Source organism: Alcaligenes sp. SDU_A2, assembly GCF_038237375.1.
In the GTDB taxonomy this organism is placed as follows: domain Bacteria; phylum Pseudomonadota; class Gammaproteobacteria; order Burkholderiales; family Burkholderiaceae_B; genus Alcaligenes.
The window spans coordinates 1,324,749-1,339,970 of record NZ_CP151273.1; the positions used below are offsets into that span (position 1 = coordinate 1,324,749).

12 protein-coding genes and 2 pseudogenes are annotated in these 15,222 nt (G+C 58.9%); 6 read left to right on the forward strand and 8 right to left on the reverse strand.

Features of this window, described 5'->3' with window-relative positions:
- Window positions 1-2 precede the first annotated feature (2 nt).
- The 6 genes and pseudogenes from trbG to AADW57_RS06245 form a co-directional block, all read right to left on the reverse strand.
- A pseudogene (gene trbG, locus AADW57_RS06220) lies at window positions 3-662 on the reverse strand (P-type conjugative transfer protein TrbG); the annotation flags it as partial.
- A pseudogene (locus AADW57_RS06225) lies at window positions 653-880 on the reverse strand (DUF1016 N-terminal domain-containing protein); the annotation flags it as partial. The pseudogenes trbG and AADW57_RS06225, both read right to left, overlap by 10 nt.
- Window positions 877-2,076, reverse strand: coding sequence for a tyrosine-type recombinase/integrase (locus AADW57_RS06230; protein WP_341669181.1), 1,200 nt, complete (start codon window positions 2,074-2,076; stop codon window positions 877-879). The pseudogene AADW57_RS06225 and the gene AADW57_RS06230, both read right to left, overlap by 4 nt.
- A 224-nt stretch (window positions 2,077-2,300) precedes the next feature.
- The gene (locus AADW57_RS06235) at window positions 2,301-3,011 is read right to left on the reverse strand and encodes a Bax inhibitor-1/YccA family protein (RefSeq protein WP_341669182.1); all 711 of its coding nucleotides are present in this window, start codon (window positions 3,009-3,011) and stop codon (window positions 2,301-2,303) included.
- A gap of 85 nt (window positions 3,012-3,096) precedes the next feature.
- Window positions 3,097-3,522 (reverse strand): DNA polymerase III subunit chi, encoded by a 426-nt coding sequence (locus AADW57_RS06240; protein ID WP_341669183.1) that lies wholly within the window; start codon window positions 3,520-3,522, stop codon window positions 3,097-3,099.
- Window positions 3,523-3,524: 2 nt separating this feature from the next.
- Window positions 3,525-5,018 carry a leucyl aminopeptidase gene (locus AADW57_RS06245; RefSeq protein WP_341669184.1) on the reverse strand — a complete coding sequence of 498 codons (1,494 nt, stop codon included), beginning with the start codon at window positions 5,016-5,018 and terminating at the stop codon, window positions 3,525-3,527.
- A 54-nt stretch (window positions 5,019-5,072) separates the two neighbouring features.
- Here AADW57_RS06245 and lptF point away from each other — a divergent pair, with 54 nt between their 5' ends.
- Window positions 5,073-6,179, forward strand: a complete 1,107-nt coding sequence (lptF, locus tag AADW57_RS06250; RefSeq protein ID WP_341669185.1) for an LPS export ABC transporter permease LptF — start codon at window positions 5,073-5,075, stop codon at window positions 6,177-6,179.
- A gap of 56 nt (window positions 6,180-6,235) precedes the next feature.
- Here the strand turns inward: lptF and AADW57_RS06255 are convergent, their stop codons facing one another.
- Window positions 6,236-7,129, reverse strand: coding sequence for a LysR family transcriptional regulator (locus tag AADW57_RS06255; protein WP_341669186.1), 894 nt, complete (start codon window positions 7,127-7,129; stop codon window positions 6,236-6,238).
- A gap of 163 nt (window positions 7,130-7,292) precedes the next feature.
- Between AADW57_RS06255 and AADW57_RS06260 the strand changes: the two genes are divergently transcribed.
- The 3 genes from AADW57_RS06260 (at window position 7,293) to AADW57_RS06270 (ending at window position 10,373) form a co-directional block, all read left to right on the forward strand.
- Complete coding sequence (locus AADW57_RS06260; RefSeq protein ID WP_341669187.1) at window positions 7,293-8,786, forward strand: CoA-acylating methylmalonate-semialdehyde dehydrogenase; 1,494 nt, start codon at window positions 7,293-7,295, stop codon at window positions 8,784-8,786.
- An 83-nt stretch (window positions 8,787-8,869) separates the two neighbouring features.
- Window positions 8,870-9,817, forward strand: coding sequence for a CysB family HTH-type transcriptional regulator (locus AADW57_RS06265; protein ID WP_341669188.1), 948 nt, complete (start codon window positions 8,870-8,872; stop codon window positions 9,815-9,817).
- Window positions 9,818-10,037: 220 nt separating this feature from the next.
- A complete protein-coding gene (locus AADW57_RS06270; protein WP_341669189.1) occupies window positions 10,038-10,373 on the forward strand; it encodes a DUF2325 domain-containing protein in 336 nt (111 codons plus the stop codon).
- A gap of 248 nt (window positions 10,374-10,621) precedes the next feature.
- Here AADW57_RS06270 and AADW57_RS06275 read toward each other — a convergent pair whose 3' ends face one another.
- The gene (locus AADW57_RS06275; RefSeq protein ID WP_341669190.1) at window positions 10,622-11,329 is read right to left on the reverse strand and encodes a C40 family peptidase; all 708 of its coding nucleotides are present in this window, start codon (window positions 11,327-11,329) and stop codon (window positions 10,622-10,624) included.
- A 337-nt stretch (window positions 11,330-11,666) separates the two neighbouring features.
- Between AADW57_RS06275 and AADW57_RS06280 the strand changes: the two genes are divergently transcribed.
- Together AADW57_RS06280 and acs are read left to right on the forward strand one after the other, a co-directional pair.
- Entirely contained in the window at window positions 11,667-12,986 is a 1,320-nt protein-coding gene (locus AADW57_RS06280; RefSeq protein ID WP_341669191.1) for an MFS transporter, read from the forward strand.
- A gap of 93 nt (window positions 12,987-13,079) precedes the next feature.
- On the forward strand, window positions 13,080-15,065 hold the full coding sequence (acs, locus tag AADW57_RS06285; RefSeq protein WP_341669192.1) for an acetate--CoA ligase: 1,986 nt from the start codon (window positions 13,080-13,082) through the stop codon (window positions 15,063-15,065).
- The last annotated feature ends 157 nt before the right edge of the window (window positions 15,066-15,222 follow it).

Genomic DNA, 15,222 nt, shown 5'->3' on the forward strand with positions numbered 1-15,222 from the left:
GCTCAGTTCCTCCCGGCGATGCCATCCGTGCGCTCGATGCGCACCACATCGCCCTTGTCAGCGCCCAGGCGCAGTTCGGCCGCGCCGAAGAGCCGATCCACGATGTAGTACGGCGAACGGAAGCGGTAGTTCACCAGTTGCCCGTCGCCCTGCGCGCCGATGAGGAACAACGGCGGCAGCTCGCCCTGGGCGATGCTTGCCGGGAACTGGATATAGACCTTTTCGCCATCATCGAAGGCACGCAGCGGCTTCCACGGCGGATTGCTGCCGCTGATCGCATAGCGAAAGCGGATGTTCTCCAGAGACAGGCCCGCATCGACAGGCGCGGCAGCGTGGGCAGCCTGTGCCTGGCGCTGCAAGGCCAGCATCCGATCCTTGGGGTAGTCCCAGGACACCGACGCCATCCACGCCTTGTCGGTCGAAGTCAGTTCCAGCAGGTACGTCCTGCGGCTGGTGGTGATGACCAGATTGGTCTTCAAGCTGGAACGGATAGGTTTGACCAGCACATTGACCCGCAGATCGGCCCCGCTGCCGCTGGAGGTGTCACCCACGATCCAGCGCACAGTATCGCCCGCAGCGACCGTCACCAGTTCCTCGCCAGGCTGGAGCGCGATCACCGTCACGCGGCCCACCGACGCATAGACCTGGTACAGCGCGCCATCAACTGCTCGCCGTAACCAGCCCGCCGCCTGCCTTTCTGCTCGGCTTCGACGATCCGGCGGCCAATCTCCCAATAGCTGGCCGTCATCAGCGCATTGACACTGCGCGCCGCTGCTTGGCGCGCCGCGTCCAGCAGCTCCACGATGCCGCCGTGGATGCCGGCATAGCCAGCTGGTAAGGCGGTGCGTTTCCCCGCTGCCACAGGCGTCTTCCTTGTCATGCTGTCACCTCCATAGAACGGGACGCCCCGGTAATCGCCAGCCGCCGATTCGCCACCAGTTCGGCCGCATCCCGCACCGGCTTGTCCTCGGTATGAACATAGTGCATAAACATCGCCACGGTCTTGTGACCTGTGAGCTTCATGCCCACCTTGGTTGGCACGCCCGAGTTGGCAATATCGGTGGTCGCCCGGTGGCGGATGCCGTGCGTGCCGACGTGCGGCACACCAGCGGCCTTGAGCGCGCGCGTCCAGCCGCCGTAGTGTTCACCGTGGGTCATGTGCCGAGTCGGATCGTTGGGCGACGGCAGAACGTAGGGGCAGCCTTCCCGGCGCGGTGCGGTGGACAGCAGCCGATAGGCTTCCTCACTCATCGGCTTGGAGATGCCGCCGGTCTTGCTGTCAGGCCAGACGACGCGGCGGTTTTCCAGATCAATCCAATCCCACTCCAACGGGCAGATTTCGGAGCGGCGTGCGGCAAACTCGAATTGCAGGCGGATCGCCAGCGGGATGACGTAGTTCTCCAGTCCTTCCCCCTCCAAGTGCTCCAACTGGCGGAAGATCCGCACCAGCTCATCGTCCACGATGAGCCGGGTTTCCTTGCCGGGCGGATACATCGGGACGTGGCGGCATGGATTCGTGCCGTCAGGGCGCAGCCCCCACACTTCGGCCAAGTTGAACATCTTGCGCAGCACGCCAAAGGTGCGATTCGCTTCTGCCTGCTTGTAGGCCAGCTTCTTCATCAGCGCAGCCACGTCGGGGCGCTTCACGTCCTGCACCTTCATCCGGCCCATGATCGGGATGATGCAACGGTCGATGACGCCCTGATAGCCGCGCTGCGTGCTGGGCTTGTTGCGCTGCTTGGAGTAGTCCTCCATGAAGGTGTGGCAAAACTCCTTCATGGTCGGTGCCTTGCGGGCGGCGTTCTTGGCTGCGCTGGGGTCGCCGCCCTTGCGCACCTCGGCCAGCCACTCCTGCGCCATCGTGCGTGCCTGGTCGACCGTCAGTTCCCCGTACTGGCCCAAAGCGGGTTTGCGGCGCTCGCCAGCGTTCGTGCGGTACTGGAGCATGAACACCTTGCGGCCTGCCGGGGTGATCTTGCACAGGAAGCCAGGCACTACGGTATCCCGCAGTTCGATGGCCTTGTCTTGGGGTTGTGCCGCATCGACTGCGGACTTGGTTAGCTTGATCTTCGCCATGATGACTCCTCGGAAAGCCCGGTTTCCAAGAGCCGCATGGGAGCCACGCGAGGGGAAGCCGGGTCAAGTTTCGGAAAGCACCGGCATATGTTGAACTAGCCTAAGTTATTGATAAACCTGCTGTATCGAGCCTTGGCGTAGTCCAGCAAATTGCGGTACTGGAGTCATCGTGAAACAAAAAAAACCCCCTGATGGACAGGGGGCTGAACGATTCAGAAAACCGTTTATTCGCGGTCGCCGCCAAGGACGCCCAACAGCACCAGCAGGTTGCTGAAGATATTGTAGACGTCCAGGTAAATGGCCAGCGTGGCCGAGACGTAGTTGGTTTCGCCGCCGTTGATGACGCGCTGCAGGTCAACCAGCAGGAAGGCCGAGAAAATACCGATGGCCAGCACCGAGATGGTCAGCATCAGGGCGGGCAGTTGCAGAAAGATATTGGCCAGAGCCGCTACCAAGATGATGACCGCGCCGATGAACAAGAACTTCTGCATGCCGGAGAAGTCGCGCTTGGACGTGCTGGCGACTGTTGCCATGGCAGCGAACACGGCGGCTGTGCCACCGAAGGCCAGCATAATCAGCTGCGAGCCGTTACCCATGCCCAGCACGAAACCGAGCAGGCGCGAGAGCATGATGCCCATGAAGAAGGTAAATGCCATCAGCAGGGCGACGCCCAGCGAACTGTTCTTGTTGCGTTCGACCAGGAACATCAGGCCGAAGGCACCGACCAGAAAGACGATGGCGCTCAGGCCAGGGCTGGCACCCATGACCCGGTTGATGCCGGAGGTCAGGCCAAGCAGGGCACCCAGCACGGTGGGTACCATGGACAGGGCCAGCAGCCAGTAGGTATTGCGCAGGACGCGATTGCGCGCAATCAGCGACTGTGCGCCCAGGGAGCCATTGTGCTCAGGCAGGCTGGATTGACGAAATTCGCTCATGGTGATTCCTTAGAATACAAGTGGGATCAGTTCCACAGAATAACTGACAAGTACCTGAACAATCAAGATAGGCAAGGAGCTGGCCTTAGTGCTGATCCAGCTTGTGGGCATGCACATCACAACCCTGGGCTTGATAGAGCCGCCAGCGTTCGCGGGCCTGCAGGCGGTCGGATTCGCGCTGGGAAACAATTTCGAGCACACGCGTAAACCGCTCGAAACCGGGCGGGCACTGCGTGTCCAGGTTCAGCAGCCATGTCTGGTCGTCGTTGGGTACAGGAGCGCTGGAGGTCAGGACCACAGGCGTGTCCGGAGCCAGTGGATCATCCGCGCCTACGTGCGGCACGAAGGCCGTGGATTCAAAGCCCCACAGCAAACGGTCGAAGCGGGCCAACTGGCGTGTGTCCGATACGTACACGACGACCCGTCGGCCTGCCTCGTAGTGCTTGCGCACGACCTCGCAGGCCATGCGCAAGCGATCCGGCGCGCCGAAAGCGAAATCGACGCGGCTCATCCCTAGCGGTCCTGATTCAGCAGGTATTGGACCAGTAAGGGAACCGGACGACCCGTGGCACCCTTATCCTTGCCGCCGCGCCAGGCGGTGCCGGCTACATCGAGGTGTGCCCAGCGATAGGCTTTGGTAAAGCGTGCCAGAAAGCAAGCGGCTGTGACCGAACCGGCCGGTGGGCCGCCGATATTGGCGATGTCGGCAAAGTTAGAGCGCAACTGCTCTTGGTAGGCGTCTTCCAGCGGCATGCGCCAGGCGGTATCACCCGTCTGCTTGCCGGCCTGTTGCAGTTGGTCGGCCAATTCGTCGTCAGTCGAGAACAGGCCGCTGTTCACATGGCCCAGGGCGACTACGCAAGCGCCGGTCAGGGTGGCGATATCGATGACGGCGGCGGGCTTGAAGCGTTCCACGTAGGTCAGCGCATCGCACAGCACCAGTCGGCCTTCTGCATCGGTATTCAGGATTTCGATGGTCTGGCCGGACATGCTGGTGACTACATCGCCGGGTTTGTTGGCGCGGCCGCTGGGCATGTTTTCACAACTGGCCACCACACCGATGACCTCGCGATCCAGGTCCAGCTGAGCCACGGCACGCATGGTGCCCAGCACGCTGGCAGCGCCGCCCATGTCGTACTTCATCTCGTCCATATTGGCGGCGGGCTTGATGGAAATGCCGCCCGAGTCAAACGTCAGGCCTTTGCCCACCAGCACGATAGGGCCGTCTTCGTGGACTTTTTTGCTGCTGGGCGTGTGGCGCAGCACGATGAAGGCAGGCGGCTCGTCCGAGCCACGGGCCACGGACAGGAAGGAACCCATCTTCAGAGCTTCGAGCTGCTTGCGCTCCAGCACGTCGACCTTCAGCGATTTGAACTCTTTGCTGAGCTGCTTGGCGGTCTGGGCTAGGTAGGTCGGCGTGCAGACGTTGCCGGGCAGATCGGCCAGCAAGCGGGCCAGATTGACGCCATTGCCCACGGCCTGGCCTTGCTCCAGCCCCGCCTTGGCCTCGCCAGCTTGGGTGCGTGCGGTCCAGAGCAGGAATTTCTTGAGCTTTGGCGCGGGTTCGGGCTTGCTGAAGGTAGCGGTGTACCGATACAGAGCGCGGGTCACCGCCAGGGCGGCATCCTGGGCGCGGCTGCGCAGGGACGTGCCGGTGCAATCGACGCTGGCCAGAGCGGAAACCGCCTCCGGCAGCTCAGCCTGGATACAATAGTCGGCCAGGCACGCTTGCGCATCCGTATGCGTGGCAGCTTTGTACTCCTCTTGAACGCCCAAGCCGATTAAAATGACCCGTTCGGCCTTGACGCCGGGCAGGTTGCGCAGCACCAGGTGGGTCTTGGGCTTGCCTTTGAACTCGGCCTTGACGGCAGCGCTGACGGCACCGTTGCTGGCGCGGTCGATCAATTCCGCTGCGGGACTCAGGATGCCCTGTGCAAAGACACCCACGCCCAGCGCGGCAGTCTTAATCTGGTGCAAAGAAGCGGATGTCTGTGTGCTAAATTCCATTCAACTATCCTCAAGGTCGCAAATCTGATTGGCGATTATCCCGCAAATTCTCTCATGTCTCTATTCAAACGTTCTGCGGTCTCTGAAATACTAAGTCATGGCGGCGTGGTTTTGTCGACCTTGTTGATTGTCTGGCTGAGCGTGCTGTTGGTGCGTTTGCTGGGCGAAGCGGCCAATGGCTCCATTGGTCCGGATGTGGTGCTGGGTCTGGCTGCGTTCTCCAGTATCACGGCCTTACCCATTATTCTTGCCGTTTCCCTGTTCATTGCGGTGCTCACCACCGTCACCCGCAGCTTCCGCGATTCGGAAATGGTCGTGTGGTTTGCCAGCGGCCTGTCGCTCAAGGACTGGATTGCGCCGGTGTTGCGCTGCGCCATTCCGGTAGCGGTGCTGATTGCGTTGCTGACACTGGAGGCTTCGCCCTGGGCTTATCGGCAAATCGCCGAATACCGGCAGCGTTTCGAGCAGCGTTCGGACCTGAGCAAAGTCACGGCCGGACAGTTCATCGAGTCCGAAAATGGTGGGCGGGTATTCTATGCGGACTCGCCGCAGCAAGAGGGCGACGAGCTGGGTAATGTGATCGCGCGTGTCATCGAGCCCGAATGGGTCAGCATCGTGACGGCCGACAGCGCCCGCCTGCAGGATGATCCCAATGGGGATCGCTTTCTGGTGCTGAGCGACGGCCATCGTTACGACTTAAAGCCTGGGCAGGCCCAGTTTCGCGTGGTGGATTTCGAGAATTACGGTATTCGTCTGGAAAGCCGCGATAGCGGCAATACAGCGGAAACCATACGAGCCCGGGCCGAGCAGGAAATCAAGGCGCGCCAGACCACCTTGCTGTTCGGGGATGGCAACGCCGAAGCCTTGTCGCAAATCATGTGGCGCTTTGCTTTGCCGCTGGCGGCTTTGAATCTGGCCTTGCTGGCCATTCCGCTTGGGGCCGTCAACCCGCGCATGGGGCGTTCGGGCAATATCCTGATGGCCGGGCTGGTGGGGCTGCTGTACATGAACCTCATCAATTTGTCGCGTGGCTGGATAGGCCAGGGACAATTAAGGTTTGAAGTCGGCCTGTGGCTTGTACACGCCTTGTTCCTGGGCGTGATGGTTTTCATGATGTGGCGCAGGCTGCGCGTCAAGGCACCCAAGCCGCCTGCGGCTTGACGGTTTTAAAGGGGCCTTAGGGCCCCTTAGTCATTTCTAGATTGGATGTCGGGCGGTCAAGCCCCGTCCAGCAGGGCCTGGCGCTCTTGTACGGCGTGCTTCAGGTAGTGCCAGAGCCGGGTCAGGCTGGGATTATGGCGCTGCTCCTCGTGGCAGAACATCCAGAAGCGCCGCCGCAGTTCGATCTGTTCCGGCAGCACGCAGCGCAGACGTGGGTCGGTCTGCGCCAGAAAGCAGGGCAGCACGGCCAGCCCTTGCGCCTGGAGCGTGGCCTGGTACTGCGCGATGACGCTGGTACTGCGAAAGCGCACGGGGGCGCTGCGCACGATTTCTTCCAGATAGCGCAGGCTGTCGCTAAACAGCAAATCATCTACATACGCAATAAAGCGGTGCTGCGACAGGTCCTGAATCTGCTCGATAGGCGGGTGGGCGCTCAGGTAGTCGGCGTGGGCGTACAAACGTAGATTGTAGTCCGCCAGTCGGGTGCACCAGTAGGGGCCGCGCTGGGGACGTTCCAGGGCGATGGCCAGATCAGCGTCGCGGCGCGACAGGCTAATAGGGCGGGGAACAGGCAGCAGCTCCAGGGTCAGGTCGGGATAGCAGGCCTGAAATTGGCTGAGCAAGGGCGTCAGCACATAGCTGCCAAACGCTTCGGTGCACCCCAGGCGCAGAGTTCCGGACAGAGGGCGTGCTTTGCCGGCCAGGGCATCGCGTGCCGCCAACAAACGGTTTTCGACCGGCTCCAGGCGTTGCTGCAGGTTTAGCCCATCGCTGGTCAGGCTGTAGCCGCTGACTGTTGATTTGTGAAACAGCCGCAGGCCCAGCTCCTGCTCCAGGGCCTGAATGCGGCGCGCGACGGTGCTGTGCTGAACACCCAGACGCTGGGCTGCCAGGCTGATGCGTTGGCAACGGGCCACTTCCAGGAAGTAGCGCAGATTATCCCAGTCCATGGTGCCGCCGCTCTGAAAGTATTGCTTTGTGCATTTATGCCCAGCCCCTGTGCATTTTTCATCATGGTAAACAGTCCGGTGGCCTTCTACACTCGATAAGAACCCTCATACAAGGCCAAGCCGTTTGGGCAACAGCCATCCTATGCACAGACAGGAGACAACAATGACAGAACCCGTTCGCGTACCTTTGCTGATCGATGGGCAGCACGTGCAGTCCGGCAGCACCCACTGGGAAGATGTACTGGACCCGTCCAATCAGGAAGTCGTCGCGCGTGTCCCTTTTGCGACCCAGGCAGAACTGGAGATGGCTGTCGCCAGCGCCGCCAAGGCGTTCGAGAGCTGGCGTCATTCCAGTCAGGGCACGCGCATGCGCGTCATGCTTAATCTGCAGCGTCTGGTGCGCGAGCGCAGCAGCGAACTGGCCAAGGTGATTTCGCGCGAACACGGCAAAACCTTGCCGGATGCCGAAGGCGAAGTAGGGCGTGGCCTGGAAGTGATCGAGCATGCCTGCTCGATCGTGTCTTTGCAGTTGGGCGAATACGCGGAAAATGCGGCCAGCGGCATTGATGTCTACACCTTGATCCAGCCGCTGGGTGTCTGCGCGGGCGTGACGGCCTTTAACTTTCCCGTCATGTTGCCATGTTTCATGTTTCCGCTGGCGGTGGCCTGCGGAAACACGTTTGTGCTCAAACCATCCGAACAAGATCCTACATCCAGCCTGATGCTGGCGGAAATGGCTCTGGAGGCGGGTTTGCCGCCCGGCGTGCTGAATGTGATACATGGCGGGGCCGACATTACCAATGCCCTGGTCACCCATCCCGATGTCAAGGCAGTGTCTTTTATCGGCTCAACCGCCGTAGGCACGCAGTTGTATCGGCGCGCCACTGAAGCGGGCAAGCGTTGTCAGGCCATGATGGGAGCCAAGAACCATTGCATCGTCATGCCCGATGCCGATCGCGATGTGGCCTTGAATCAATTGTTGGGGGCGGCTTTTGGGGCTGCCGGGCAGCGCTGTATGGCAATTTCGGTGGCTGTCATGGTGGGCGAGACCGGGCAGTGGATCGACGATCTGGCGCAACGGGCCCGTTCCCTGAAGGTCAATGTGGGCACAGACCGACAGGCTGATCTGGGGCCATTGGTGTCGCCGCGCGCGCGGCAGCGCGTCGAGGCCTTGATCGAGGCCGGAGTCCAGGAGGGAGCGAATCTGTTGTTGGATGGGCGCGGAGTGCAGGTGCCCGGATACGAGCAGGGCAACTTCGTGGGGCCGACCATCTTTAGCGATGTTCAGCCGCAGATGCGTATTTATCAAGAAGAGATTTTTGGACCGGTTTTGTGTGTCGTGCAGGTGGATACCCTGGAGCAGGCGGTGCAATTCATCAACCGCAACCCTAATGGCAATGGGGTATCGATTTTTACCCAGGACGGCGGCCATGCGCGCTACTTTCAGAACATGATCGATGTGGGCCAGATCGGTATCAATATCCCCATCCCGGTTCCTGTGGCCTGGTTCAGCTTTACCGGTTCGCGCGCCTCTAAATTGGGTGACCTGGGGCCCAACGGCAAGCAGGCCGTGCAGTTCTGGACGCAGGCCAAGACGGTGACTGCGCGCTGGCAGGCCCATGCCAATACTGTTAATACGACGATTACGATGAAGTAAGTTGCGGACCTAAGCTTATTACTTTATATAATATATAAGGCTTGTCTTATTACATATAATAGCCTCGTACATGGGGCTATTATATGAATCTACAGCAATTCCGATTTGTGCGTGAAACCATACGGCGCAACTTCAATCTGACTGAAGCGGCCCGTTCGCTCTACACGTCCCAGCCTGGGGTGTCCAAAGCCATCATCGAGTTCGAGGATGAGCTGGGCATCAAGATCTTTGAGCGACATGGCAAGCGCATCAAGGGCCTGACCCGTCCGGGCGAGGCCGTTGCCGAAGTCATCGAGCGCATCATGCGTGAGGTCGATAACCTCAAACGCGTCAGCGACGATTTTGCGCGTCGTGATGAAGGTGCCCTAGTGATAGGTTGTACCCATGCGCAGGCGCGTTATCTGTTGCCCAAGGTCATTCCCGAGTTCCGCCGACGCTTTCCCAAGGTCCATATGTCCCTGGCGGAAGGCAATCCCACGGCCCTGGCCCAGATGGTGCTGCATGAGCAGGCCGATGTGGCGATTGCGACCGAAAGTCTGGCCCGCACTCCTGGGTTGGTGGCTTTGCCTGTGTACTCCTGGGAGCACACGGTCGTGGTGCGCCCGGATCATCCGCTGGCCGATTTGCCGTCTAACAAGCAGCTATCCATCAAGACCCTGGCCCAGTATCCCATCGTTACCTACGACCATGCGTTTTCGGGACGTCGCTCGATTGACGAAGCCTTTGCTGCCGAAGGCATCACGCCTGATGTCGTGTTGGAAGCCATTGATGCGGATGTCATCAAAACGTATGTGGATGTGGGGCTGGGCATAGGCATTATTGCCGGAGTGGCGTTTGATCCGCGTCGGGATAAAGGCCTGGTCGGGCTGTCGGCGGGGCATTTGTTCGGCACCCACCACACGCGGGTTGCGGTCAAATCTGGAGCGTTCCTGCGCGATTATATTTTTGTATTGCTGGAAATGCTGGCACCGGCGCTGACCCGGGACGTGGTGCAAAATGCCTTGGATGAAAGCCAGTCTATCGCTCCTTGAGCCGATTCTTTTGATCTATCGGGAGGCCGTTCGAGCCTCCCGCCTCGCCTGTAATACGGGTGTCCAGGATTGTTGTCTTCTCTTATCGCTCCCTCGATGTTGTTCGTGAAAAGGGCTTGATGTGTCTGCCCATAAAATTTGCAACAGACTATCATTGCAATTGACTATGGTAATAAGAATTATTATCATTAACTAACTTTCACACCTTGATGGAGTTCCCATGTCGCAATTTGTCAGTGCTGTTGTTGTCGGGGCGGATCGCCTGGGCAACATCCCGGATCTGCTCAAGATTCACAACATCACCATCAAGCACCACATCAGCGGACGTGATCCGGCTCACCAGAAAAAAACATTGCAGTTGCCGTCAGGCACCGATCTGTTGATTTTGCTGACTGATTTCCTGGGCCACAATGTGATGAAGACATTTCGCACTGCTGCCCAGAAATCCGGCATTCAGGTACTGGCTTGTCGTCGCTCGGTCTGCAGCATGAAGCAGGCATTGGCACAGTGCGGCTATTGCGAATCCTGCCCGCTGAACAAGGCCAAGGCCCACTAGGCACCGCGATCGGCCATGTCTCATGCCGTGGCATCGATGGGATTTTAAGGCGCTGAAAAAAAGAACCGTTGCACCAGCGATGCAGCGGTTTTTTTATTGGGCGGGCCATAGGGGCACACAGCGAATCGCAACAGAGGCAGGCCCACGAGGGGCAATCTGTGTTTCGGGTGTAGAGCGTGTGGCAGGGAAGGCCGATCAGGCAAAAAAACAGCGCCTTGAAGGCGCTGTTTTATCTTGCACAGGCACCCTTACTTGACGCTGCGCAGACGGGTGCCGGTATCGGTTTGGGCGGCGGCCAGCCTGCGGGCACCGTTATAGCGTTTTTTCCAATAGGTGGTCTGCATGTTTTCTACACGCACTACCGAGCCACTGCGGGGAGCATGCACGAATTTGTCATCGCCCAGGTAGATGCCTACATGCGAATAGCGTGCGCCACGGGTATTGAAAAAGACCAGATCACCCTTGCGCAATTCGCTGCGGTTGACCGATATGCCTTGTTTGGCAATGTCTTTGGATTGGCGTGGCAGCTTTAGCCCCAGGGACTTTTCGGCTGCGTAGGAGACCAGGCCGCTGCAGTCAAAGCCGGTGCTGGGGGCATCGCCGCCAAAGCTGTATTTGACGCCCAGGAAGGAAAGAGCGGTGGATGCCATGCCGGGAGTATGACCGCCACGAGCCGATTCGCGGGCTTCGCCGCGATTTTGACGGCGTTCGCTGCTGTAGGCGATATTGATATCGTTGCGGGCGCGGTTGGCCAGATAGGCACCCAGCGGATCGGATTCGGTCTGGAAATCGTAGTCGGCGTAGTATTCGTCGTCGAGCTGTTGTTGCGAACTGGCTTGTTGCGTGCCGGTGGTGGCGCAACCAGTCAAGGCAAGCGCGGCTGCAATAAGTAGGTATTTAACGCTACGATAGCCAGATTGCAGAAGCGCTGGCGGATTCAGGTAATGTGGCGGCATGACCGAGGCTTTTTTAAGGACTTGGTGGGTAGCAGCACAACCTTGATGCCTATTTTCGCTGAACTTAGCAGCAATTGATGGGTATCAGGGCTGTAAGTATGGCTAAAAGCGCATACCTTGCCGAACGTTGCTCTACTTCAATGGTAAGGCAGTGTACCGGAGGAAAATCCCATCGTAAAGCTTTGAAAAGCTCAAATTCTCTACTGAATCATACTGTTTCAAAGTATGTATATAGGCCAAATGGTGAGTGCAAGTGTTGTTGTCATGTGCTTGTCATTGGATATGTGGAAGATGCGCTGGTTTTGATGTTTTTTAATGACAATTAAGGATGCTTTGCATGATGCGATTGCGGGGGAAAGGCCTGGGGAAATCCCTTAACGAAGGTGTGCGCCTGCGCGAGCTCTGGGCCTGGGCCATGTACGATTTTGCAAACTCCGGCTACACCACGGTCATCCTGACCAGTGTATACAGCGCGTATTTCGTCGGTGTGGTGGCTCAGGGGCGTACCTGGGGGACATTGGCCTGGACGGTGGCGCTCTCGCTGTCGTATCTGGCCATTATGCTGACCATGCCTATGCTGGGTGCGCGTGCTGACGCGCGTCGCGGCAAGCGCCGTTTGTTATTTAGCAGCACGGTGGGTTGTGTGCTTTTTACCGGGATGCTGTTCTGGGCCGGGCACGGGGGCATTGCGTGGGTGCTGCTCTTTATTGCCCTATCCAATTATTGTTATTGCATCGGTGAGTCGGTCGTGGGGGCCTTTTTGCCCGAGATTGCCCGCCCGCAGGCCTTGGGCCGTGTGTCGGGTTGGGGGTGGGGGTTTGGGTACTTTGGCGGCATGCTGGCTTTGGGGCTGTCCTTGGCGTTTCTGGGCTGGGCGAGTGGGCAGGGATGGACTGCCCAACAATACGTACCGGGTATTGTGCTGATTACGGCTGCGTTGTTTGCCCTGTCCGCCATGCCCGCATTTTTGCTGTTGCGTGAACGCAGCGCGCCCAGCAAAGCGGCCGACAGGGGCATGCTGCGTCGTCTGGTTTTTTCCTGGCACGAAGTCAGCCGGGATTTTCCCGATTTTCGCACCCTGCTTTTTTGCGGCGCGTTCTATCAGGCAGGTATTGCCGTCATTATTACCTTGTCGGCAGTCTATGCGACCGAGGCGATGGGCTTTACCATGGCACAGACCATGCAGTTAATTTTTACCGTCAATATCGCTGCGGCGGTAGGCGCATTGGTATTTGGGCATGTGCAGGACAAAATAGGTCACCGTCGCGCGCTTACCCTGACTTTATGCGGTTGGCTGGTTATGGTCACGATTGCCGTCAGCTCACGTTCCTTGGCCAGTTTTTGGATAGCGGCCGCCGTGGCAGGCCTGTGCATAGGCAGCAGTCAAAGCGCCGGTCGGGCGATGGTGGGTGTTTTGGCCCCACGGGGCCGTCTGGCGGAGTTTTTTGCCTTGTGGACGTTTGCGATTCAATTGGCTGCCGTATGCGGGCCGGTTTCGTACGGCCTCATCGCCTGGGTCAGCGGTGGTAATCACCGTTTGGCGCTGGCGTGTACGGGGCTGTTTTTTGTGGCAGGACTCCTGATATTGTCACGCATGAACTTCGCGCGCGGCATCCAGGCCCGCGATCGGGCCAGCGCCACTGTCAGGATCGAGTAAGTCTGGCGCGGTACGTTTATGCAAAATCAATACAAGCAGCCTGGATGCTGCTTGTTTAAAACACCAAATCTGGAAGAAAAAGGAGCCAAAAACATGAGCGGTGCTACGTCCATTGAATCCGTCCTGTCGGAAAGCCGGGTATTCCCAGTTTTTCCAGATCTGGAACGCGATGCACGAATTTCAGGCATGCAGGCCTATCAGGATCTGTGCCAGCAGGCCGAGAACGATTACCCCGGCTATTGGGCCGGGCTGGCCCGGGATCGTCTGGTCTGGACCAAGCCCTTTACACAAATCCTGGACGACAGCAAGCCGCCTTTCTACAAGTGGTTTCATGACGGCGAACTCAATGTGTCAGCCAATTGTCTGGACAAACATCTGGGCACGCCTACCGAAAACAAGGTTGCCCTGATCTTTGAATCGGACGACGGCGAAGTCACCAAGGTCACTTTCCGTCAGCTCTATGAACAGGTCTGTCAGTTTGCCAATGGCTTGAAGGCTCTGGGTTACAAGACCGGCGAACGTGCCCTGATCTACATGCCCATGTCCGTGCAAGCCATCGTGGCCATGCAGGCGTGCGCACGTCTGGGAATTACCCACTCGGTGGTATTCGGTGGCTTTTCCGCGAAAAGCCTGCACGAGCGTGCCGTGGACGTTGGTGCTTCTTTGGTTATTACCGCCGACGAACAGCGTCGGGGCGGTCGCGCCATCCCCCTGAAGAATGCCGTGGACGAAGCCCTTGCCGGCGGCGATTGCGAAGCCGTTCGCCATGTAGTGGTTTACAAGCGTACCGGTGGCCCCGTGGTCTGGAATCAGGGCCGCGACCTGTGGTGGGATGACGTGGTCAAGGGACAGTCTGCCGATTGTGCCCCGGTTCCGGTCAACGCCGAACATCCCTTGTTTGTTCTGTACACCTCCGGTTCGACGGGTAAGCCCAAGGGCGTACAGCATTCGTCCGCCGGTTATCTGCTGGGCGCGCTGCTCAGTGTGCAATGGACCTTCGATGCCAAAGACAGCGATGTATTCTGGTGTACCGCTGACATCGGCTGGGTTACGGGCCATACGTTCATTACCTACGGTCCTTTGGCAGCCGGCCTGACGCAGGTTGTCTTCGAAGGTGTGCCCACCTATCCGGATGCGGGCCGCTTCTGGGACATGATTCAACGGCACAAAGTCACCATTTTCTACACGGCCCCCACGGCGATCCGGTCGCTGACCAAGGCAGCCGAAGCCAACGAGGCCGTGCATCCTAAGCAGTACAACCTGGATACCTTGCGCATCATCGGCTCGGTGGGCGAACCCATCAACCCCGAAGCCTGGATGTGGTACTACAAGAATGTGGGCCGCGAACGCTGCCCCATCGTGGATACCTGGTGGCAGACCGAGACGGGTGGTCATGTGATTACACCGCTGCCGGGTGCCACCCCGCTCAAGCCTGGTTCCTGCGGCATGCCTATTCCGGGCATGGACGTAGCGATTGTGGACGAAGTCGGCGAAGAAGCCGAGCGCGGCAATGGTGGCTTCCTGGTCATCCGCAAGCCGTGGCCCAACATGATCCGCACCATCTGGGGCGATCCCGATCGTTTCGTCAAAAGCTACTTCCCGCCCGAACTCAAAGGCTATTATCTGGCCGGTGACGGCGCGCAGCGCGATGCCGACGGTTATTTCTGGGTCATGGGCCGTATCGACGATGTCCTGAACGTGTCGGGTCACCGACTGGGCACGATGGAGGTCGAATCGGCGTTGGTGGCGCACGAACTGGTGGCCGAAGCCGCTGTAGTCGGCAAACCCGACCCCACGACCGGCGAAGCAATTGTGGCTTTCGTGGTCCTGAATGGCGATCTGCCTTCGGGAGAGAAGGCAGACAAGATCGCCGCCGAATTGCGCAACTGGGTCAGCAAGGAAATCGGGCCTATCGCCAAGCCGCGTGAAATCCGCTTCGGTGAAAACCTGCCCAAGACTCGTTCGGGCAAGATCATGCGTCGTCTGCTGCGTTTCGTGGCCAATAACGAACCCATTACCCAAGACGTATCCACGCTCGAGAACCCTGCGATCCTGGATCAGCTCTCCGAAGCACACTAATACACGACGTTCTTTTTTTCGGTAGTTCCTGTTTAGCCCTGGTCTGTTTACGGACCAGGGTTTTTTTATGGTTCTTCGCAGAATGTCGGGAGTCAGTTTACCCAGTCGATGACAAACTGCCTTTTTGAAGACACCATTCAAGACGCAGCAGACTCGG

Excerpts from the sequence above, each read along its gene's own strand:
- AADW57_RS06255 (WP_341669186.1), bottom strand. The coding sequence starts at position 7,129 with ATGGACTGGGATAATCTGCGCTACTTCCTGGAAGTGGCCCGTTGCCAA.
- AADW57_RS06230 (WP_341669181.1), bottom strand. The coding sequence starts at position 2,076 with ATGGCGAAGATCAAGCTAACCAAGTCCGCAGTCGATGCGGCACAACCC.
- AADW57_RS06270 (WP_341669189.1), top strand. The coding sequence starts at position 10,038 with ATGTCGCAATTTGTCAGTGCTGTTGTTGTCGGGGCGGATCGCCTGGGC.
- lptF (WP_341669185.1), top strand. The coding sequence starts at position 5,073 with ATGTCTCTATTCAAACGTTCTGCGGTCTCTGAAATACTAAGTCATGGC.
- AADW57_RS06240 (WP_341669183.1), bottom strand. The coding sequence starts at position 3,522 with ATGAGCCGCGTCGATTTCGCTTTCGGCGCGCCGGATCGCTTGCGCATG.
- AADW57_RS06235 (WP_341669182.1), bottom strand. The coding sequence starts at position 3,011 with ATGAGCGAATTTCGTCAATCCAGCCTGCCTGAGCACAATGGCTCCCTG.
- AADW57_RS06260 (WP_341669187.1), top strand. The coding sequence starts at position 7,293 with ATGACAGAACCCGTTCGCGTACCTTTGCTGATCGATGGGCAGCACGTG.
- AADW57_RS06265 (WP_341669188.1), top strand. The coding sequence starts at position 8,870 with ATGAATCTACAGCAATTCCGATTTGTGCGTGAAACCATACGGCGCAAC.
- AADW57_RS06245 (WP_341669184.1), bottom strand. The coding sequence starts at position 5,018 with ATGGAATTTAGCACACAGACATCCGCTTCTTTGCACCAGATTAAGACT.
- AADW57_RS06275 (WP_341669190.1), bottom strand. The coding sequence starts at position 11,329 with ATGCCGCCACATTACCTGAATCCGCCAGCGCTTCTGCAATCTGGCTAT.
- acs (WP_341669192.1), top strand. The coding sequence starts at position 13,080 with ATGAGCGGTGCTACGTCCATTGAATCCGTCCTGTCGGAAAGCCGGGTA.
- AADW57_RS06280 (WP_341669191.1), top strand. The coding sequence starts at position 11,667 with ATGATGCGATTGCGGGGGAAAGGCCTGGGGAAATCCCTTAACGAAGGT.